Raw genomic sequence first — 19,479 nt, forward strand, 5'->3', positions numbered from 1 at the left:
GCCTCGTGAAGTGGCTGCGGCACAACACGTCTCGCCACGACCGCCACCGAGACCGCACCGCACCCCCGCACCCTTGCACTCCGGCGCCCCCGCACCCTTGCACTCCGGCGCCCCTCCGCCCCACCTCCCCTGCGGCCGGGTACGGAGGCCGCGCCCGTCCCCACTGCTGCCGTCGTCGATGCCTTTGGCGCAGCCCGACCATGAACCGGCATGGCCCCGCCGACGCACCGGTCCCCAATGCAGGCCTCCCCAAGCGCCACAACACCACCCGCCCAGACGCCCACCCGCCCAGAGGCTCAAACCGAACAGCATCGCCAAAATGACCCAGTCCCGCTCGCGCATGACGAAGGGGGCCACCGCAAGCCGCGGTGGCCCCCTGTCGCTCTCGTCTCCGATTACTCGGCGGCGGCGAGGAACTCGGTGTTCAGCAGCAGGTTGGGAGTGCCTTCGGTGACCTCGATCGCGTCCGCGACGGCGCCCTCGGTCAGGGCCGCGGAGACCTCCTCAGGGGTGGCCTCGGGGTTGGTCTCCAGGTAGAGGGCCGCGACTCCCGCGACGTGCGGGGCGGCCATCGAGGTGCCGGAGATGGTGTCGGAGGCGTCGTCGCCGTCGATCCAGGCCGACGTGATGCCGTCACCGGGGGCGATGATGTCGACGCACTCGCCCCAGTTCGACCACGAGGTCTGGGCGTCGTTCTCGTCGCTGGCGGCGACGGTGATGGCGGTCGGCTCGGAGCCCGGCGACACGTCGCAGGCGTCCTGGCCCTCGTTGCCGGCGGCGATCGCGAAGGTCACGCCCACCGAGGTGGCGCCGGCGATGGCGTCGTTGAGCGCCTGGCTGAAGGTCCCGCCGAGGCTCATGTTCGCCACGGCCGGGCCTCCGGCGGCGTTCTCGGTGACCCAGTCGATGCCGCCGATGATGCCGGCGTAAGAGCCCGAGCCCTCGCAGTCGAGGACGCGGACGGGGACGACGGTGACGTCCTTGGCCAGGCCGTAGGTGGTGCCGCCGATGGTGCCGGCGACGTGGGTGCCGTGGCCGTGGCAGTCGGACGCGTCGGCGTCGTCGTCCACGAAGTCGTAGCCTTCGCCGATGCGGCCGGTGAAGTCCTCGTGCGTGGTGTTCACGCCGGTGTCGAGGACGTAGGCGTTGACGCCGGTCCCGCCGACGTCATACGTGTAGGAGGCGTCCAGCGGCAGCTCCTGCTGGTCGACGCGGTCCTGGCCCCACGACGGCGGGTCGGTCTGGACGTCGGCGATGGAGACGGTGCGGTTCTGCTCGATGTAGGCGACCGATTCGTCGGCGGCCAGTTCGACCGCTTCGGCCTCGGTCATCTCGGTGACGTAGCCGTTCACCGAGTCGAGGGTCTCTTCGACCGCTACGTCGACGCCGAGGTCCTTGGCGATGCCGCCGAGGCTTTCGGCGCTCTCGTCCATGACGACGATGTACTCGCCGTCGATGGCGTCGGCCGAGCCCGCGCCGGCGATGACGTCGGCGGCGTTCAACTGGTCGGGTTCATCGGCCGAGGCGAAGGCGGTGGCCGCGAGGATGGAACCGCCGGCGAGTGCGCCGGCGAGGCCGATCGCGGCGGTACGGCGCAGGCGCCGTTTGGTTCCTGCCGTTGACAAGGGGGAACTCCTTTGGTTGTCCCGGGGCCGCCGCTGGGGGTGCGTTCGTGCGCCAGGGGGGAGGGTGATTCAGCTGTCTGCGGGCACGGGGCCCTGGTGGCTAACCATAAATCAGAGAACATTTCGTGTAAAGACCCCCAATCCGATTAATAAATCAATGAATGAACAACCCGTGTCAAAGGTCCAAAACAGACAAACGGACCGGAGTGCCGCACTCACTGAGCGCGACACCCCGGTCCGCGGACGGGGTCAGCCATCCCGTTGCAGCGTGTAGATCGTTGCGGGACACCCCGATTCGTGAGCGGGGCGAGCTATCCCGTTACAGGGTGTAGAGCAGCCGGTTCGGGCTGCCCGAGCCCGCGCCGGTCACCACACCGGTGGTGGCGTTGGAGGTGATCCAATTGGACACCGCCGACGTCGAAGCGCCCGGAACCCGTTGCAGGTAAAGCGCGACCGCGCCCGCGACGTGCGGTGAGGCCATCGAGGTGCCGGAGATGGTGTTGGTGGCGGAAGAGCTCGTGTACCAGGCCGAGGTGATGCTCGAACCGGGCGCGAACACGTCCAGGCAGGATCCGTAGTTGGAGTAGGAGGCCCGCGCGTCCGTCGACGTGGTCGCTCCGACGGTGATCGCCGAGGCGGCCGAGGCCGGGGAGTAGTTGCAGGCGTTGCGGTTCGAATTGCCCGCGGCCACCACGAAGGAGACCCCGGACGAGACGGCGGAGGACACGGCGTTGTTGAGCGCCGCGGAGTAGCCCCCGCCGAGGCTCATGTTCGCCACGGCCGGCTTGATCGCATTGGTCCTGACCCAGTTGATGCCGTTGATGACTCCGGCGGTGGTGCCGCCGCCCGAGCAGTCCAGGACGCGGACCCCGTGCAGGGTAACGCCCTTGGCGACGCCGTGGATGGTGCCGCCGACGGTCCCGGCGACGTGCGTGCCGTGGCCGTTGCAGTCGTTCGGGTTGGAGTCATTGCCGACGAAGTCGTAGCCGTTGCCGATCCGCCCGGAGAACTGCGAGTGGGAGGTCAGAATGCCGGTGTCCACAATGTAGGCGTGGACGCCCGAGCCGGTGTAGTTGTAGGTGTAGGTGCCCGACAGCGGCCTGGAGCGCTGGTCGATCCGGTCCAGACCCCAGGTCGCGTTGTTCTGGGTGGCCTCGATCGAGACGACGGCGTTCTGTTCGACGAAGGAGACCCCGTCGGCCGCGGCCAGGTCGAGCGCCTCGGATTCGGTGGCGTCCACCAGGACGGTGTCGACCTCGTCGAAGGTCTCCACGACCTCGGTGTCGACGTCCGCGTCGGCCTCGGCCTCGGCGAACTCGGCAGCGGAGTCGAGCACCACCAGGTACTCGCCGGCGATCGCGTCCGGGTTGTCGGCGCCGACGATCTGCGCCGTGGAGGTCTCGGCCTGGGCCGATCCCGCCGTGAGTGCGGCCGCCACCAGGGCGGCGGCCCCGATACTGGCGGCCGCGACAGTGCGGATTCTATTGCGTGAGTAGGACATGAGGGTGATCCCTTTCGCTGCCCCGGTCCGGATTGCGAACCGGGGGAATGGGGTTGATGGAGGTGGGGACCGAACCGGCGCACGGGGCGCCGGCAGTTCGGGTTATGGCAGTTCGGTTATGGCCATTCGGGTTATGGGGCCGCGGGTCCGGAGCGGAGTCCGGGCCCGCGGCCGATCGCTATGCGGTTGTGTGTGGGTGGGGGAAGTGCCTGGATTCGGGGCCGTAACCGACTCGCCGAGCCCGTCGTTATGCGGTTGTGAGGAAGGAGGGAATCAAGCAGGGGGACATCAGAGCTCGAGCGTCCAGCTGTTGAGCGTGCCGGAGTCGCCGAAGTAGACGTCCGTGATCTCGAGGGTCCAGGTCCCGGCCGAGTCCTCATCGGACAGGTCGAGCGGGTAGGTCGCGATCACGTTGTCGCCGGAGTCGAAACCGGAGTCCTTGACCGGGTAGGCGGTCCCGTCCGGGGCGATCAGGTCGATGACCAGGTCGCCGCGCCAGGTGTGGGTGATGTCGACCGACAGCGAACTGGCCGAGCGGGCGGTGCCCTCGCACTCGAACGTCATGGTCGCGGTCGTGGTGGAGACGTCGGGCAGTGCCACGGAGGCGTCGCTGGTCTGCGCGCAGTCGCTCGGCTCGCCCGGGTCGGGGTCGCCGCCGCCCTCGCTACCGGTGTGCAGCAGCCGGTTCGGGCTGCCGGCGACATCGGAGACGCGACCGGTGGCGGCATTGCCGCTCACCCAGGTCTCGACCTCGTCGGTCGTGGCGCTCGGGTTGAGCGACAGGTAGACCGCGACCGCGCCCGCGACGTGCGGGGAGGCCATCGAGGTGCCGGAGATCGTGTTCGTGGCCGAGTTCGAACCGATCCACGTCGAGGTGATGTCTACGCCCGGGGCGAAGATGTCGGTGCAGGAGCCGAAGTTCGAGAAGTACGCCCTGGTGTCGCTGTCATCGCTCGCGGCGACGGTCAGAGCGCTGGCCGCCGAGGCCGGAGAGACGTTGCAGGCGTTCTGGTCCTCGTTGCCGGCCGCCACCGCGAAGGTGACGCCGGAGGCGACCGCCGCGTCGACGGCATTGTTGAGTGCGGCCGAGTAGCCGCCGCCGAGGCTCATGTTCGCGACCGAAGGGCCCGAGTGGTTCTCGGTGACCCAGTCGACCCCGGCGATGACGCCGGCATTGGTGCCCGAGCCTTCGCAGTCCAGGACGCGCACGCCGACGAGCGTGACCTCCTTGGCCAGGCCGTAGTCGGTGGCGCCGATCGTGCCCGCGACGTGGGTGCCGTGGCCCTGGCAGTCGGTCGGGCTCGAGTCGTCGTCGACGAAGTCGTAACCGGTGCCGACGCGGCCGGCGAACTGCCCGTGGGAGGCGAGGATCCCGGTGTCCACGATGTACGCGGTCACGCCCGAGCCGTCGCCCAGGTACTCATAGGAGTCGTCCAGCGGCAGGTCGAGCTGGTCGACGCGGTCCAGGCCCCAGGACGGGGGATTGTCCTGGACGTCGGCGATGGAGACCGTCTGGTTCTGCTCCACGAAGGCCACCTCGTCGTCGGCGGCCAGCTCGGCCGCCTCGGTGGCGGTCATTTCGGCCAGGTAGCCGTCGATGGTCTCGAAGCTGTCGATGACTTCGGCGCCGGAATCGCTTGCGAGCGTTGAAGACCCGTCTTCCATGACGACGATGTACTCGCCGTCCACGGCATCGGGGGAATCGGCGCCGAACACCGTGCCGGTGGCGGGATCGGCCCAGGCGGCGCTCGCGCCGAGCCCGGCCGAGGCGATCGCGGCGGCCCCGGCGAGGGACGCGGCGCCGACTCTGCGCAGGGTTGATCTGGGGGATGACATCAGGGGGGTACTCCCTTTCGGTCGATCGGCGTCGTCCGCGGGGGAACGGATGGGGGCGCGAGCCGACACCGGTTTACCGGCTTGGTGAAACCGGTCCCTTTCGGGCTTTCCCTTTCAGGTTAGGGAAATCACAACCAAAAGTGAAGCCCCTGGAAGAGGGGTGTAAATCAGTGAATTAAGGCCGTGTTACCAACCGGTACGAAAAGTGGAAAACGCAGTACAATGCCCAGACAACAAATCCATTTGCGGCACTTTGCGGTGATATATGGGCACTGGGAGCGCTCTGTTAGGGGTTGTGGCAAAGTCGCCGCGATCCTAAAAAGCGAACGCGGCGGGTCGTTCAAGCGGAGAAACGGGCATTCGCGGGTCGAATGGCACTACGGGAATCGCCCCTAGTCGGCCAGCTCCATCCAGCGCTCCTCGATCTCGTCGCGCTCGGTCTCCAATTCGGCCAGACGAGCGCCCAGCTCCGTCAGCTTCTCCGGATCCGTCGCGGACTCGGCCATGCCCGCATGCACGTCCTTGATCTTGTCCTCGACCTTCACCAGGCGCCGCTCCAGCTTCCCCAGCTCCTTCTGCACCGCCCGGTCCGTCGTCGCCTTCGACGGCGACTTCTCCTGCGCCGCAGACGATGACGACGAAGACACCGACCGCACCGGACCCGCCTCGGCCCGCCGCTCCAGATACTCCTCGATACCGCGCGGCAGGTTCCGCAGCGTGCGGTCACCCAACAGCGCCCACGTCTCGTCCGCGACCCGCTCGGTGAAGTACCGGTCGTGGCTCACCACGATCATCGTCCCCGCCCAGTCGTCCAGCAGGTCCTCGAGCTGCGTCAGCGTCTCGATGTCCAGGTCGTTCGTGGGCTCGTCGAGGAACAGCACGTTCGGCTCGGCCATGAGCAAGCGCGCCACCTGAAGCCGACGGCGCTGACCGCCCGACAGATCGCGCACGAACGTGCGCTGGCGACCGCCGACGAAACCCAGCCGCTCGGCGAGCTGACCGGCCGAGATCTCCTTCTTGCCGAACTGGACCCGCTTGGCGACCAACTCGATCGCCTCCAGGACCCGCCAGGAACCGTCGAGGTCTTCCATGTGCTGGGTCAGCCACGCCAGCTTCACCGTGCGGCCGACCTTGACGCGACCCGCCGCGGGCTGCTTGTCGTCGATCGCCTCGGCGAGGGTGCGCAGCAGCGAGGTCTTGCCCGCGCCATTGACGCCGAGCAGCCCGACCCGCTTGCCCGGGCCCAGGATCCAATCGAGGTGTTCAAGCAGGGTCTGATCCCCGGCCTTGACGGTGACGTCCTTGGCCTCGAAGACCGTCTTGCCCAGGCGGCCGGTCGCGAAGCTCACCAGCTCGGCGGTGTCGCGCGGCGGCGGCTCGTTCGCGATGAGCTCGTTGGCGGCGTCGATCCGGAACTTCGACTTGGAGGTGCGGGCCTTGGGGCCGCGCCGCAGCCATGCCAGCTCCTTGCGCATGAGGTTCTGGCGCTTGTCCTCGGCCAGGTTCGCCTGACGCTCGCGCTCGGCGCGGGCCAGGACGTAGGCCGAATAGCCGCCGTCGTACTCGTAGACATCGCCGCGCTGGACATCCCAGATGCGGTCGGCGATCTCATCGAGGAACCACCGGTCGTGCGTGACGACCAGGATCGCGGACTTCGTGATGTTCAGGTGCCGCGCCAGCCAGGCGATGCCCTCGATGTCGAGGTGGTTGGTGGGCTCGTCGAGCAGCAGCAGGTCGGCCGGCTCGGCATGTGAGGCATCACCGATGAGGACCCGGGCGAGGTCGGTCCGGCGCCGCTCGCCGCCCGACAGCACGCCGATGACCGAGTCCAGACCCTCGGGGAGCACGGGGGCGTCCAGGCCGCCGAACAGGCCTTCGAGAACGGAGCGGACGCGGGCGGAGCGGGCCCATTCGTGGGAGTCGGCATCGCCGAAGAGCTCACTGCGGACGGTCGCGGTGTCATCGAGCGAGTCGGTCTGCCCCAGGACGGCGACGGTGGTGCCGCCGGTGTGCACGACGCGCCCGGAATCGGGCTCGTCGGTGCGGCCGATGAGCTTGAGGAGCGTGGACTTGCCGTCGCCGTTGCGGCCGACGACGCCGACGCGCTGGCCTGCGCCGATCCCGAGGGAGACCGCGTCGAGGATGACCTGATCGGGGTAGGCCTTGGACACGGATTCGAGGTTTACAAGATTGGGCGCAGACACGTGAACCAAGACTACCCGCGAAGCTGAGGACCGGGTCATTGGCTCAGTCCGCGCAGCTCGCGAGCGCCCCCCTTGCCTCAGCCCGCGTGGTCCACAAAACCATATGAGCATATGGTTATACGACCTGTAGGCGTATGGCATTCGAACGCCTGAGAGCTGCGAGCGTTATCAATCTCTGCTATGGTGTCACATGGCAGTCATTGTGACGTCATGAATGGAATAATATGACACCCTCGAAATTTCCGGCAGCGCGCGGACTCCTCGCCGTCGTCCGCCTGCTCCCGCTCATCTCTCGTCCCCGCACCGCACTCTTCGCCGCGACGACGGTCCTCGTAGCGGCCTTTCCCCTAGTCATGACCATCGCGACCGGTTTGCTCGTCGGGCAGATCCCGGCCGCGGCCGAGGCCGGTCCCGGTTCCCCCGAGGCCCGCGAGGCCTACGTCCTGCTGGGCGTCGGCGTGGCCGCGCTCCTGGCACTGCGGCTCGTCAGCCAGGCCCACCAGACCAACGCGCGCAACCTGGGGCGCGATCTCGAACTGCTGCTTCAGGACCGGCTCGTCTCCGCGGTCGCGCGGCCGGTCGGCGTCGCCCATCTCGAGGACGACGACATCCTGGCGCTGCTGCGGATCGCCCGGCAGCTGGGCATGGACTACATCCGTCCCGAACGCGCGATCCAGGGACTCGCCGCCATCGCGCCCGAGTTCCTCTCGGCCGCCGGAGGCTCGATCGTCCTGTGCTTCTTCAATGTCTGGATCGGCCTGGCCTGGCTGATCGGGTGGCCGCTGGTCGTCATCGCCATGCAGAACGAGTACACGCGCATCGGCAAGTCCGTCTACATGCGCTCGACCGAGATGCGCGAGAACGAATACCTGCGCGACCTCGCCATCACCGCCGAGCCCGCCAAGGAGCTGCGGGTCTGGGGCATGATGCCGTGGCTGCTGGGCCGGTTCGACCGGCTCAGCGACGAGCACCTGGAGCACACCGAACGGAACCAGGGCATGCGCGCCCGTGTCGCCCTGCCGGTCATCGCGGCACTGCTCGTGCTCACCAGCGTGACCGCGGTCGCCTTGGTGGACGCGGGGGTCAATGGGCTCGTCGGGTTCGGTGCGCTCGCCGTCTATGTCGTTGCACTGCAGAAGATGTTCACCTTCTTCGCCTTCGACGACAATGCCGCGTTCCTCTCCTACGGTGTGCTGCCGATTCCCGGCATTCTCGCCCTCGACGGGAAGCTCGCCGCCGAGGAGCGCGAGGTGACCGCCGTCCTGCCCGACGGGGCGCCGGTCGAGCGGATTCGGTTCGAGCGGGTCGACTTCGCCTATCCCGGTGCGGACCGGCCCGTCATCGAAAGCCTCGATCTCGACATCGAGGCCGGGACCTCCCTGGCGATCGTGGGACACAACGGCGCCGGCAAGACCAGCCTCGTCAAGCTTCTCGCGGGCCTGTACGAACCCACCGGCGGAAAGATCACTATGGACGGTGTCGATCTGGCCGAGGTCGATCCCGCGCAGTGGAGGACGAGCCTGTCGGCCCTGTTCCAGGACTTCACCCGCTACCAGTTGTCGGTGCGCGACAACATCACGCTCGGCGCCCCGCACCTGGCCGGTGATACCGACCGGATATGGAAGGCCTGCGAGCCGATGGGCATCCGCGACCTCATCGAGTCGCTCCCGGACGGCCTGGACACGGTGCTGTCCAGCGAGTACGCGGACGGCACCGACCTCTCCGGCGGGCAGTGGCAGCGGATCGCCTTGGCCCGCGCGCTGTTCGCGGTCCAGGCCGGGGCGAAGGTCCTCATCCTGGACGAGCCCGCGGCGGCGCTCGACGTGCGCGCCGAGGCCGAACTGTACGAGCAGTTCCTCAATATCACCGCCGGGCTGACGACCATCGTCATCTCCCACCGCTTCTCGACGGTCCGCCGGGCCGACCGGATCGTCGTCCTCGACGGCGGCGCGGTGGTCGAGGACGGCTCCCACGACGAACTCATGGCCCTCGGCGGACGCTACGCCGACGCCTTCACCTTGCAGGCCAACCGGCTCGCCCGTTAACCCCTACGGAGATATTCCATGTTGGACAAAATCAAGGCCGGTTGGCGTGGCTACCGGGACTCCCTCGCCATCGGCTATCGGGCCCACCCCAAAGGCGTGATCGCCCAGATCGTGCTCGGCCTGGCTGAGGCGCTCCTCATTCCGATCGCGCTGTACCTCATCAAGGTCATGATCGACGCGGTCCAGACCGGGGACTCCCAGCAGGCCTACCTCGCCGCGGCCTCGCTCGGGCTGGCGGTCGGGGTCATCTGGGCCGTCGTCTTCGCCTACGTCAAGGTCATCTTCACGGTCCTGCACCACACCGTGCGGGTCGCCGATCGCAGGATCATGGAGCTCATGGGGAATCCGCCCGGGCTCGACCACCACGAGCGGTCCGACTATCTCGACCGGGTGCAGCGCATCCGCGAGGACCGGTGGCTGCTCGGCGGCTGCATCAATCAGACCGCGCAGATGCTCAGGGCGGTCCTGGTGATCGTCTTCGGCGGCGCCATGCTCGCGCAGGTCCACCCGCTGCTGCTGGTGTTCCCGCTGATCACCTTGGCGGGGATGACCATTGCCCGGCGGGCGGGAGCCATCGAGGAGGACTACCTGGAGCGGACGAGCGCCGCGGAACGGCGGCGTCGCCACCTGTTCGAGGTCGCCACCGGCACCGACGCCGGCAAGGAACTGCGGATCTTCGGCAGCGCGGGCGAACTCGGCGCCCGCCACAGCGCTGCCGGGCGCGGCGTCGTGGCCGAGCGGAACCGCGGTCAGTGGAAGGCCGCGAGGCTCGCCTCCTGGGAGGGCGTGATCTCGGCGTTCGGGATGGCCTCCGGCATCGGATTCGTGCTCTACCTGGCCATTCGCGGCCAGGCGACCGCCGGTGACGTGATCCTCCTGGTCGGCCTGATCCAGATCATCGCCGGATACGCGGCGGGCCTGACCATGCACACCGTCCTGGTCTACAAGACCGCCAAACTGGGCGCGCGTCTGGAATGGCTGCGCAAGTACGGTGAGGCGAGCGCGGGCCCGGCCCGGCCCGTCGAGACCCCCGAACGCCTGTCGAACGGCATTGTCCTGGAGGACGTCTCGTTCGCCTACCCCGAGTCGAAACGGCCGTCGCTGGACGGAGTCTCGCTGGAACTCCCGGCCGGAAAGGTCGTGGCGCTGGTGGGGGAGAACGGCGCGGGGAAGACCACCCTGGTCAAACTGCTGTCCGGTTTCTACCAGCCGACGGGCGGTCAAATCCTGGTCGACGGCCAGGACCTGACCGGTTTCGGCGTGGCGTCGTGGCGCCAGCGCATCGGCGCGACGTTCCAGGACCTGGCCCGTTTCGAGTTCACCGCGCGCGAGACGATCGGCGTGGGGGACCTCGGGGCCGGCTTCGATGACGAGCGGGTCCGCGAGGCGATGGCCCGCGCAGGTGCCGGCGATGTCATCGAAGACCTGCCCGGCGGGCTCGACACCCGCCTGGGCGGCCGCTGGGACGACGGCACGGATCTGTCCGGCGGCCAATGGCAGAAGCTCGCGATCGGGCGTGGCCGGATGCGGGAGGAACCGCTGCTGGTGCTCTTCGACGAACCGACGGCGGCCCTCGACCCGCAGACCGAGCACGCCCTCTTCGAGCAGTTCGCCGAGGAGGTCCGGGCGGGACGCCAGCGCGGCACGGTCACCGTCCTTGTCTCGCACCGCTTCTCGACGGTGTCGATGGCCGACCTGATCGTGGTGCTGGACCAGGGCCGGGTGGCCGAGACGGGTACGCACAAGGAACTGATGGAACGGCGCGGCGCCTACGCCGAGCTGTACGAACTCCAGTCCTCGGCCTACCGCTAGGGGGTGTCCGGCCACCGGGCAGGGCCGTCGCGGGTCCTGCCCGATGCCGCCGGTCGCGGTCTTCGTCCGCGTCAGAACATCTTGGCCCGGTTGGGGTGGTCCTCACCGGCCGGGCAGTAGTGGAGTTGCAGCGTGTAGCCCCGGCCTATGTAGACCTTGACCGGGTCGATGTACGGCCATTCGGCGTCTGCCTGCACCAGCGGCAGCCAGTGATCGGTGCCCTCGTCATCCTCACCGGAAGCGGCGGTGAACAACGGCAGCTGGGTTTCGCCGCATTCGCACTTGAGCGGGTACGGATCGGTGACGCCTGAATAGCCGCCGTAGCCCATGACCTTCCATCCGCGCGATTGCGCATCCCAGTAGCCGGGATCGACGCCGACGCTCTCCTGCCATGCGGTGATGCTCATTGCGAGCGGGGCGGGGAGCTCTTTCTCCCACACCGGGTACTCGGTCACGATCTCGGGGCGGATCACGCAGGGCTCGGGGAGGTAGCTTTCGTTGCAGAGGACCGGGACCGGCGGCGATTCGAGGGGTTCGCCGATGGTTTCGCCGCTGCGCCAGCGGAGCTGGAAGGCCGGGCAGTACGGGGCGTCGGCTTCCGGGTGGTCGCGCGGGCACCACAGGACTTGCAACAGGTCGTAGCGGTCGGCCCAGGGCAGGCCGGGTACGTCCCGGTAGTAGAGCTGGGCCAGGGCGACCAGCGGCGGCGGTGCTTCCGGGTCGTATTCGGGGCGGCCGTCCAGGGAGTGTTCGCTGCGTAGTTCCTTCATGCGGAGGCGTTCGGCATCCCAATCGAGCTCTTCCCCTGCCGCTTTGCGCCGGTCGCGGTCGGCCAGGTAGCGGCGTTCGGCGCGCACGTGGTCGACGGGCTCGTCCGCGCAGTCGTCGTGTTCGAGCTCGCAGACGGGCCACGATTCGTCAGCGGGCCACAGCAGCGGACCGCCGATCGAGCTCTCGTGCACCGTGGTGGTCCCCGGCCGGGGGCGCAGCCGAACGGCGCTCTTGGCGTAGGCGGCGAGTTCCGGCAGGTGAACGGCGATGTCACGGGGGTGGGCGGAGTCGGTGTGGCGCATAGGGGCTCGCTTTCGGGTTGTCGAGAATGGCGCCGAACGAGTTATCTCGCAGGGTTTACCAGTAGCGGTTGCAGCATTCGGTGTGCAGGGTCGCGTACGGGTTGCGGCGGTCGGGGATCGAGCGGTTCCGGCGTCCCATCTCGATTTTGGTGCAGCAGTGCCAGTCAGGATGCTCGGCGAGGTGCGCCGGGTAGTCCTCGGCAAGTGCGCGCATCCCGTCGCCTTCGAGTTCGTAAGCGTGACGACTGCCGATGAGGAACAGGGTGTCGGTCGCGACGGGCCGGCGCTCGGCCGGTCCGCGTTGGTGCTCTGGCCGGGGTCAGGCGAGTGCGCCGAGGGTCAGTGCGGCGGCGGCCGGGACCAGGTACAGGACCGGGTAGACGACGGTCGAGTACGAGCGGGCCCGCAGGACGGTGATGACGGCGCCGGTGAAGTACAGGATCAGGGCGATCGCGGCGGCGATGCCGATGGGCGGTACGAATAGCCCGACCAGCAGGCCGAGCGCCCCGGTGGCCTTGGCGAGGCCCAGCCACAGCCACCAGCTCTGAGGCACACCGTAAGAGGCCAGCGGGTCGGTGACCCAGGCGGCCTTGCTGAGGACCGAGTAGGCCGAGAAGCCGATCCAGAGGGCGGCGAAGACGGTGACGATGAGGTGGGCGATCGACATTGGGGGCTCCATTCGTGCTGGCCGGGATCGGGTCCCGGCCGGTTGGCTTTCGGTGTTGTGCCCCCTTGACCGAGCCGACCTTGATTCCCTGACACTTCGGGCGGAAGTGTGACTGCCCTCTCCTAGGCTGGCGCAATGGAGTTGGAGTTCAGCGGGGAGCTGTGGTTCTGGAAGGGCCCCGCACCCTGGTATTTCGTCACCGTTCCCGAGGCGGCCTGCCGCGAGTTGGAGGCGGCGTCGGCCGTGGTGAGTTATGGCTGGGGCATGATCCCGGTACTCGCCGGCATCGGGGGAACGGAATGGAAGACCTCGTTGTGGCCCAAGGACGGGAGCTACATCGTCCCGGTGAAGGCCGCGGTCCGGAAGGCGACCGGCGCCGACGAGGGCGATACGGTCGCGGTCCGTCTCTCCGTTGAGATCTGACCCTTGATAGCCCTCAGTGGGGTTGCCGCATGACTGAACACGATGGACCCTTGCCGCGACCGGGTCCGCTCCTCGCAGCGGGCACCCGGCGGCAGTGCTTGTCGCACTGGGGATCTCGTTGATTCAGATCCCGGCCCTTTTCGCAGCGAAGTGGGCCGCCGGGTTTCCCCGGCGGCCCACTGTCCCTTGTCGCCTAAGCGCGATAGCGCCCGGTCATGCGCAGTGCCGAGCCAAGGACAACCTCGCTACGCTCGGTTGTATGCGCTGGCCACCGCCCGCATCGTCGCCAGGACGATGTTCGGGTGCACTCCTGCGCCCCATACGGTCCTGCCGTCGATCGCACACTCCACATAAGACGCGGCCTGAGCGTGCTGGCCGGACGAGAGCGCGTGCTCGGCGTAGTCCAGCACCTCGACCTGAACGCCCACGGTCGCCAGCGCGTCGGTGAACGCAGAGAGCGGGCCGTTCCCGGTGCCGGTGATCTTCTGCTCCAGGCCGTCCAGGGCGATCTGCGCGTCGAGCGTGACCGTCTCGTCGGCGTAGGTCGTGGTGTGGTCCTCCACGACCAGGCGCTTCGTCGGCTGGTAGTCCGGGTGGTACTCGCGGCGGAAGACGTCGTGGATCTCCGAAGCGGTCACTTCCCGGCCGGTGGTGTCGGAGTGCTTCTGGATCGCCTGGCTGAACTCGATCTGCATGCGCCGGGGCAGGTCGAAGCCGTATTCGGACTGCATGAGGTAGGCGACGCCGCCCTTGCCGGACTGCGAGTTGACGCGGATGACCGCCTCGTAGCTGCGCCCGACGTCCTTGGGGTCGATCGGCAGATACGGTACGCCCCAAGTGAAGTCGTCCACCACGGTGCCCGCCTCGGCGGCGTCGGCCTCCAGGTGGGCGAAGCCCTTCTTGATGGCGTCCTGGTGCGAACCGGAGAACGCCGTGTACACCAGGTCCCCGGCGTACGGGTGCCGCTCGTGCACCGGCAGCTGGTTGCAGTACTCGACGGCGCGCTTGATCTCGTCGATGTCGGAGAAGTCGATCTTCGGGTCCACGCCCTGGCTGAACAGGTTCAGGCCCAGCGTCACGATGCACACGTTGCCGGTGCGCTCGCCGTTGCCGAACAGGCAGCCCTCGACGCGGTCGGCCCCGGCCTGGACGGCCAGTTCGGCGGCGGCGACGCCGGTGCCGCGGTCGTTGTGCGGGTGCACGGATAGGATGAGCGACTCGCGGTTCGGCAGGTGGCGGTCCATCCACTCGATCGAGTCGGCGAAGACGTTGGGGGTGGCCATCTCGACGGTGGCCGGCAGGTTCACGATCAGGGGCCAGTCGGGGCGCGGCTGGATGACCTCGGCGACCTTGGAGACCACTTCGAGGGCGTAGTCCAGTTCGGTGCCGGTGTAGGACTCGGGGGAGTACTCGTAGCGGACGGCGGTGTCGGGGGCCAGCATCTCGGCGTACTTCAGGCACAGCCGCGCGCCGGTCGTGGCGATGTCGGTGATGCCGTCCTTGTCCAGTCCGAACACGACGCGGCGCTGGAGGGTCGAGGTCGAGTTGTAGAAGTGGACGATGGCCTGCTTGGCGCCGCGGATCGATTCGAAGGTCCGCTCGATGAGGTGCTCGCGGCACTGGGTCAGGACCTGGATGGTGACATCGTCGGGGATCAGGTCCTGTTCGATCAGCTGCCGTACGAAGTCGAAGTCGGTCTGGGACGCCGAGGGGAATCCGACCTCGATCTCCTTGTAGCCCATGTCGACCAGCAGGCGGAACATCTTCAGTTTCCGCTCGGGGGACATCGGGTCGATGAGGGCCTGGTTGCCGTCGCGCAGGTCGACCGCGCACCAGATGGGGGCGGAGTCGATCACCTTGTCGGGCCAGGTGCGGCCGGGCAGGTCGACGGAGAACTGGGAGGCGTAGGGCTGGTATCGCTTGGCGCGTTCAGCGAACGAGGAAGAAGTCAACGGTTTGCTCCATGAATCGGTTGTCACTGACAGCCGGCACGCGAAAACCCGCGGCGAGGAGCCGACCTAGTAGGCCCCGCCGCGGCAGCTAAGGAGCATCGAATACCGCATGACCCCGCGAGCCTACACCCCATAGCGGACACCGGGGAAGACCGGCGCCCGCATCCTGGGACGCGCGGATCGCACCAGTGCAGCGCCGACCGCCGGTGGCGACCACCGCCCGCATCCGGGACGCGGGAGAGCCCCGTCAGCCGTTCAGCAGCAGCTCATCGATCGTGAGGCGCCCGCGCGGGGACCGGTCGGGTCCGGCCACGGACTCCTCCAGCAGGCCCGGGTCGCCCGCGATGCCGATCGCCATGACCGTCGTCGGACGCAGCGCCTCGGGCAGTTCGAACTCGCCCGCGATCGCGTCGGCGTCGAAGCCGCCCATCTGCCGCACCGTCAGGCCCTCGGCCGCGGCCTGGAACGTCAGGTGCGCCATGGCCTGCCCCAGGTCGTAGGCGGCGTGCGAGAGCGGCCCCTTCTCGTTGGAGTCGACGCGCACCCCCACCAGCAGTGCCGAGGCGTGCTGCGCCCACTCGCGGTTGCCGGGCTTGAGTGAGTCGAGCACCCGCTTGAACTCCCCGGTCTCGCGCCGGGCGAGGATGAACCGCCACGGCTGCGAGTTGCCCGCGCTCGGCGACCAGCGGGCCGCCTCCAGCAGGGCCGTGACCTGGTCATCGCTCAGGTCGTACCCGGCTTCGAAGGCGCGGGTCGACTGGCGCGACGCCAGCAGCGGGTGGATCGGCACCGCGGTCTGCGCGTGCCGGTCGAACGATGTGTTCATGAACTACCCCTCAGAACAGGGTCGGATCAGCATTCATGGCGATTTTCGCCAAATTTCATGGTGCCACGGCCAGGCCCCGAGCCGGGTCCCGCTGTCGGCTTCCTTACTCTCCGGCTTCAGCTTCCGACGGGGCCTCGGGCACCTCCGAAACGCCCTCCGACGGCGTCGGCGAAGGCGAATTCGACGGCGCCTCGGACGGTGTTCCGGACGCCGAAGGCTCCGGCGTCGGCTTCTCAGGCGCCTTGCGCCCCAACGGGTCTCCCTCCACGATCTCCCCCGGGAGTTCCACCGTCGCCACGGCCGCGGCGGGCTTGCCCTCCAACGTCAGCGACCCGACGTCGCCGCCCGTGACCGACACGATCGTTCCTGAAGCATCGAGACACCACTCACCCTCCGGGAACGGCGTCCGCACCACCACCGTGTTCGGCGTCAGCGTGAAGCAGTCGCCCTGCTGCGACACCGCGAACGGCAGCTGCCGGTCGAGCAGCTGCGGCAGCCACTCGATGAACGGCCGCTGCACCTGCGGATCGAACTTCGACGGAATCTCCCCGGTGATCCCGGCCAACTTCACGCACCGCTCCTGTGCGCACTGGAAGAACCCGCCGGTCGTCCACGCCACCGACACGTCCACCGTCCCGCCCTGCGCCCACGCCGGCACGTCCACCCGCCACGTCCCGTCCTCGGCCGCCCACATCGTCACCGTCCCGCCCTCGCTCCACGCGTACTCGGCCGTGAACGACGTGTCCAGCGCCGTCGAGACCCGCCCGATGAGCGCCGCCTGCGGGCTGGCCCGCCGCGGCGCCGGATCGGTCTCGTCCACCACCGTCGCCGACCCGCAGCCCGATAGCACGGCCGCCAGCAGCGCCGCCAACGTGAGCGCTGCCACTGTGATACTGCCTTTTTTCCTTGCCACAGCGCGATTCTGCGTCCTATGGCGCGGAACGACCTGGCGACACACCGCAGGTCGCAGTTAAGGTGAGGTGGCCCGCCCGGCAACGGGGCGGTGCGACGACGCCCGACAAACACAGACATTGAGGTGACATCCGTGGCGCTGGTCGTGCAGAAGTACGGCGGTTCATCGGTCGAGAATGCCGAGCGCGTCAAGCGCGTGGCTGAGCGGATCGTCGCGACGCGAAAGCGCGGGGACGATGTCGTAGTGGTGGTCTCGGCGATGGGCGACACCACCGATGAGCTGCTCGACCTGGCCGCTCAGGTCTCGCCGGTCCCCGAACCGCGCGAACTCGACATGCTCCTGACCGCCGGCGAGCGGATCTCCATGTCCGTGCTGGCGATGGCGATCAACAACCTCGGTTTCGGCGCGCGCTCCTTCACCGGCTCGCAGGCCGGGATGCTGACCACCGCCTCCCACGGCGAGGCCCGCATCATCGACGTGACGCCCGGCCGCATCCGCTCGTCGCTCGACGAGGGCTTCATCACCATCGTCGCCGGTTTCCAGGGCGTCAGCCAGGACACCAAGGACATCACGACGCTCGGCCGCGGCGGCTCGGACACCACCGCCGTCGCCCTCGCCGCGGCCCTCGAGGCCGACGTGTGCGAGATCTACTCCGACGTCGACGGCGTCTACACGGCCGATCCGCGCATCGTCCCGAACGCGAAGAAGCTTGACAACATCACCTTCGAGGAGATGCTGGAGATGGCCGCCTCCGGCGCCAAGATCCTGCATCTGCGCAGCGTGGAGTACGCCCGCCGCTACGGGATCCCGCTGCACGTCCGTTCGTCGTACTCGACCAAGACCGGCACGATCGTGTCGGGTTACATGGAGGAGCTGCCCGTGGAGCAAGCACTCATCAGCGGCGTCGCGCACGACCGCTCCGAAGCGAAGATCACCGTCACGCGCGTGCCCGACAAGCCGGGCTCGGCCGCGTCGATCTTCAAGATCATCGCCGATGCCGAGATCGACATCGACATGATCGTGCAGAACGTGTCGACGACCGGCAACGGCCACACCGACATCTCCTTCACGCTCCCCAAGGACGCGGGCCGCAAGGCGACCGAGGCGCTGAAGAAGCACCAGGACGCCGTCGGCTTCGAGACCCTCATCTACGACGAGAACATCGGCAAGATCTCCCTGGTCGGCGCCGGGATGCGCTCGCACCCGGGCGTCACGGCGAACTTCTGCCAGGCCCTGGCCGACGCCGGCGTGAACATCGAGATCATCTCCACCTCGGAGATCCGCATCTCGGTCGTCTGCCGGGACACGGAGCTGGACGAGGCGGTCCGCGCCGTCCACGACCGGTTCGAACTCGGCGGCAGCGAAGAAGCCGTCGTCTACGCGGGGACGGGGCGATAAGCATGAGCCGCAAGCTGAATGTCGCGATCGTCGGCGCCACCGGCGTCGTCGGATCGATCATGCGCCGTCTCCTCGCCGAAGAGCGCGACAAGTGGGGCGAGATCCGCCTGATCGCCTCCCCGCGCTCGGCCGGGAAGGTCCTCAATGTCGGCGACGAGGCCATCACGGTCCAGGCCATCGGCCCGGACGTGTTCGCCGGCATCGACATCGCCCACTTCGACCTGCCCGACGAGGTCTCCGCCGAATGGGTGCCCGTCGCGGCCGCCGCCGGCGCGGTCGTCATCGACAAGTCCGCCCACTTCCGCATGGACCCCGAGGTTCCCCTGGTGTGCCGCGAGGCCAACCCGGAGGCGGCCCGGATCCGCCCCAAGGGCATTATCGCGAACGCCAACTGCACGACGCTCGCGCTCATTCCGACGCTGGCCGCGCTGAACGAGGCGTTCGGCCTGGTCTCGATGTCGGTCGCGTCCTACCAGGCCGCGTCCGGCTCGGGCAAGGAAGGCCTGGAGGCGCTGTACGCGCAGGTCGACAAGACCGCCGGGATCGAGCGCATCGGCACCGACCACGGCGATGTGCGCGCCGTGCTCGGCGCGGAGTACGACACGCCGTTCGGGGCGCCGCTGGCGCTGAACGTGGTGCCGAAGGTCGGCGGCTGGAAGGACGGCGGCTGGACCTCCGAAGAGCTCAAGGTGCGCAACGAATCGCGCAAGATCCTGGGCCTGCCGGAGCTGAAGGTCGCCTCGACGTGCGTGCGCGTGCCGGTGGCCGTGGGCCACTCGCAGGCCGTGCACGCGACGTTCGCGAACGAGGTCAGCGTGGAGGCGGCGCACCGGGTGCTGGACGCGGCCGAGGGCGTCGACCTGGTCGACGACCCGGCGAACGGGGTCTACCCGATGCCGATCGACTCGGTCGGCAAGCACGGCACGCAGGTCGGGCGGGTGCGGCAGTCGATCGACTTCCCGAACTCGCTGGAGTTCTTCGTCGTCGGCGACAACCTCATGAAGGGCGCGGCCCTCAACTCGATCGAGACGGCCGAGCTCGTCCGCCAGGAGCTCGAAGCGAACGCGTAAACGGAAAAGCAGTACATGACGCGGCCCCGGGGCGAAAGCCTCGGGGCCGCGTTGCGTTCCGGGCAGCGTGATGCGCGGTGGTGTTGCGAATTTTGCGCCCCTTGGCAATAACCCTGCCCCAGGGGTACGACAAT

General features: G+C 68.4%; 15 protein-coding genes. 5 read left to right on the top strand and 10 right to left on the bottom strand.

What is annotated here, in order from left to right; translation table 11 throughout:
* Positions 1 to 395: 395 nt before the first annotated feature.
* The 4 genes from FAB82_RS13995 to FAB82_RS14010 form a co-directional block, all read right to left on the bottom strand.
* On the bottom strand, positions 396 to 1,625 hold the full coding sequence (locus FAB82_RS13995) for a S8 family peptidase (protein ID WP_211116593.1): 1,230 nt from the start codon (positions 1,623 to 1,625) through the stop codon (positions 396 to 398).
* Between the two features lie 319 nt (positions 1,626 to 1,944).
* Entirely contained in the window at positions 1,945 to 3,126 is a 1,182-nt protein-coding gene (locus tag FAB82_RS14000) for a S8 family peptidase (RefSeq protein ID WP_136535159.1), read from the bottom strand.
* A gap of 288 nt (positions 3,127 to 3,414) precedes the next feature.
* Entirely contained in the window at positions 3,415 to 4,962 is a 1,548-nt protein-coding gene (locus FAB82_RS14005; RefSeq protein ID WP_136535160.1) for a S8 family serine peptidase, read from the bottom strand.
* A 392-nt stretch (positions 4,963 to 5,354) separates the two neighbouring features.
* Positions 5,355 to 7,205, bottom strand: a complete 1,851-nt coding sequence (locus FAB82_RS14010) for an ABC-F family ATP-binding cassette domain-containing protein (protein ID WP_136535161.1) — start codon at positions 7,203 to 7,205, stop codon at positions 5,355 to 5,357.
* 185 nt (positions 7,206 to 7,390) lie between these two features.
* Here FAB82_RS14010 and FAB82_RS14015 point away from each other — a divergent pair, with 185 nt between their 5' ends.
* Positions 7,391 to 9,211 (top strand): ABC transporter ATP-binding protein, encoded by a 1,821-nt coding sequence (locus tag FAB82_RS14015; protein ID WP_136535162.1) that lies wholly within the window; start codon positions 7,391 to 7,393, stop codon positions 9,209 to 9,211.
* A gap of 18 nt (positions 9,212 to 9,229) precedes the next feature.
* The gene (locus tag FAB82_RS14020) at positions 9,230 to 11,023 is read left to right on the top strand and encodes an ABC transporter ATP-binding protein (protein WP_136535163.1); all 1,794 of its coding nucleotides are present in this window, start codon (positions 9,230 to 9,232) and stop codon (positions 11,021 to 11,023) included.
* Positions 11,024 to 11,094: 71 nt separating this feature from the next.
* Here the strand turns inward: FAB82_RS14020 and FAB82_RS14025 are convergent, their stop codons facing one another.
* From FAB82_RS14025 to FAB82_RS14030, 3 genes are all read right to left on the bottom strand, one after another.
* Positions 11,095 to 12,096, bottom strand: coding sequence for a hypothetical protein (locus tag FAB82_RS14025; protein WP_136535164.1), 1,002 nt, complete (start codon positions 12,094 to 12,096; stop codon positions 11,095 to 11,097).
* A gap of 55 nt (positions 12,097 to 12,151) precedes the next feature.
* On the bottom strand, positions 12,152 to 12,310 hold the full coding sequence (locus tag FAB82_RS27150) for a hypothetical protein (RefSeq protein ID WP_168801596.1): 159 nt from the start codon (positions 12,308 to 12,310) through the stop codon (positions 12,152 to 12,154).
* A 105-nt stretch (positions 12,311 to 12,415) separates the two neighbouring features.
* The gene (locus FAB82_RS14030; protein WP_136535165.1) at positions 12,416 to 12,763 is read right to left on the bottom strand and encodes a DoxX family protein; all 348 of its coding nucleotides are present in this window, start codon (positions 12,761 to 12,763) and stop codon (positions 12,416 to 12,418) included.
* A gap of 135 nt (positions 12,764 to 12,898) precedes the next feature.
* On the opposite strand from FAB82_RS14030, the gene FAB82_RS14035 reads away from it, so the two are divergent.
* Positions 12,899 to 13,186, top strand: coding sequence for a DUF1905 domain-containing protein (locus tag FAB82_RS14035; RefSeq protein WP_136535166.1), 288 nt, complete (start codon positions 12,899 to 12,901; stop codon positions 13,184 to 13,186).
* Between the two features lie 245 nt (positions 13,187 to 13,431).
* On the opposite strand, the gene leuA is transcribed toward FAB82_RS14035, so the two are convergent.
* The 3 genes from leuA to FAB82_RS14050 all read right to left on the bottom strand — a co-directional run bounded on the left by leuA (position 13,432) and on the right by FAB82_RS14050 (position 16,850).
* Complete coding sequence (gene leuA, locus FAB82_RS14040; protein ID WP_246039645.1) at positions 13,432 to 15,138, bottom strand: 2-isopropylmalate synthase; 1,707 nt, start codon at positions 15,136 to 15,138, stop codon at positions 13,432 to 13,434.
* A 247-nt stretch (positions 15,139 to 15,385) separates the two neighbouring features.
* Positions 15,386 to 15,964, bottom strand: coding sequence for a nitroreductase family protein (locus FAB82_RS14045; protein WP_136535168.1), 579 nt, complete (start codon positions 15,962 to 15,964; stop codon positions 15,386 to 15,388).
* A 103-nt stretch (positions 15,965 to 16,067) separates the two neighbouring features.
* A complete protein-coding gene (locus FAB82_RS14050; RefSeq protein WP_136535169.1) occupies positions 16,068 to 16,850 on the bottom strand; it encodes a hypothetical protein in 783 nt (260 codons plus the stop codon).
* Between the two features lie 159 nt (positions 16,851 to 17,009).
* Here FAB82_RS14050 and FAB82_RS14055 point away from each other — a divergent pair, with 159 nt between their 5' ends.
* Positions 17,010 to 18,275, top strand: coding sequence for an aspartate kinase (locus tag FAB82_RS14055; protein WP_136535170.1), 1,266 nt, complete (start codon positions 17,010 to 17,012; stop codon positions 18,273 to 18,275).
* Positions 18,276 to 18,277: 2 nt separating this feature from the next.
* Positions 18,278 to 19,345, top strand: coding sequence for an aspartate-semialdehyde dehydrogenase (locus FAB82_RS14060; RefSeq protein WP_136535171.1), 1,068 nt, complete (start codon positions 18,278 to 18,280; stop codon positions 19,343 to 19,345).
* The last annotated feature ends 134 nt before the right edge of the window (positions 19,346 to 19,479 follow it).

Origin of the sequence: Glycomyces buryatensis, from assembly GCF_004912275.1 — a bacterium.
Lineage (GTDB): Bacteria > Actinomycetota > Actinomycetes > Mycobacteriales > Micromonosporaceae > Glycomyces > Glycomyces buryatensis.

Excerpts from the sequence above, each read along its gene's own strand:
- FAB82_RS14000 (WP_136535159.1), bottom strand. The coding sequence starts at position 3,126 with ATGTCCTACTCACGCAATAGAATCCGCACTGTCGCGGCCGCCAGTATC.
- FAB82_RS14005 (WP_136535160.1), bottom strand. The coding sequence starts at position 4,962 with ATGTCATCCCCCAGATCAACCCTGCGCAGAGTCGGCGCCGCGTCCCTC.
- FAB82_RS14010 (WP_136535161.1), bottom strand. The coding sequence starts at position 7,205 with ATGACCCGGTCCTCAGCTTCGCGGGTAGTCTTGGTTCACGTGTCTGCG.
- FAB82_RS14015 (WP_136535162.1), top strand. The coding sequence starts at position 7,391 with ATGACACCCTCGAAATTTCCGGCAGCGCGCGGACTCCTCGCCGTCGTC.
- FAB82_RS14020 (WP_136535163.1), top strand. The coding sequence starts at position 9,230 with ATGTTGGACAAAATCAAGGCCGGTTGGCGTGGCTACCGGGACTCCCTC.
- FAB82_RS14025 (WP_136535164.1), bottom strand. The coding sequence starts at position 12,096 with ATGCGCCACACCGACTCCGCCCACCCCCGTGACATCGCCGTTCACCTG.
- FAB82_RS27150 (WP_168801596.1), bottom strand. The coding sequence starts at position 12,310 with ATGCGCGCACTTGCCGAGGACTACCCGGCGCACCTCGCCGAGCATCCT.
- FAB82_RS14030 (WP_136535165.1), bottom strand. The coding sequence starts at position 12,763 with ATGTCGATCGCCCACCTCATCGTCACCGTCTTCGCCGCCCTCTGGATC.
- FAB82_RS14035 (WP_136535166.1), top strand. The coding sequence starts at position 12,899 with ATGGAGTTGGAGTTCAGCGGGGAGCTGTGGTTCTGGAAGGGCCCCGCA.
- FAB82_RS14045 (WP_136535168.1), bottom strand. The coding sequence starts at position 15,964 with ATGAACACATCGTTCGACCGGCACGCGCAGACCGCGGTGCCGATCCAC.
- FAB82_RS14060 (WP_136535171.1), top strand. The coding sequence starts at position 18,278 with ATGAGCCGCAAGCTGAATGTCGCGATCGTCGGCGCCACCGGCGTCGTC.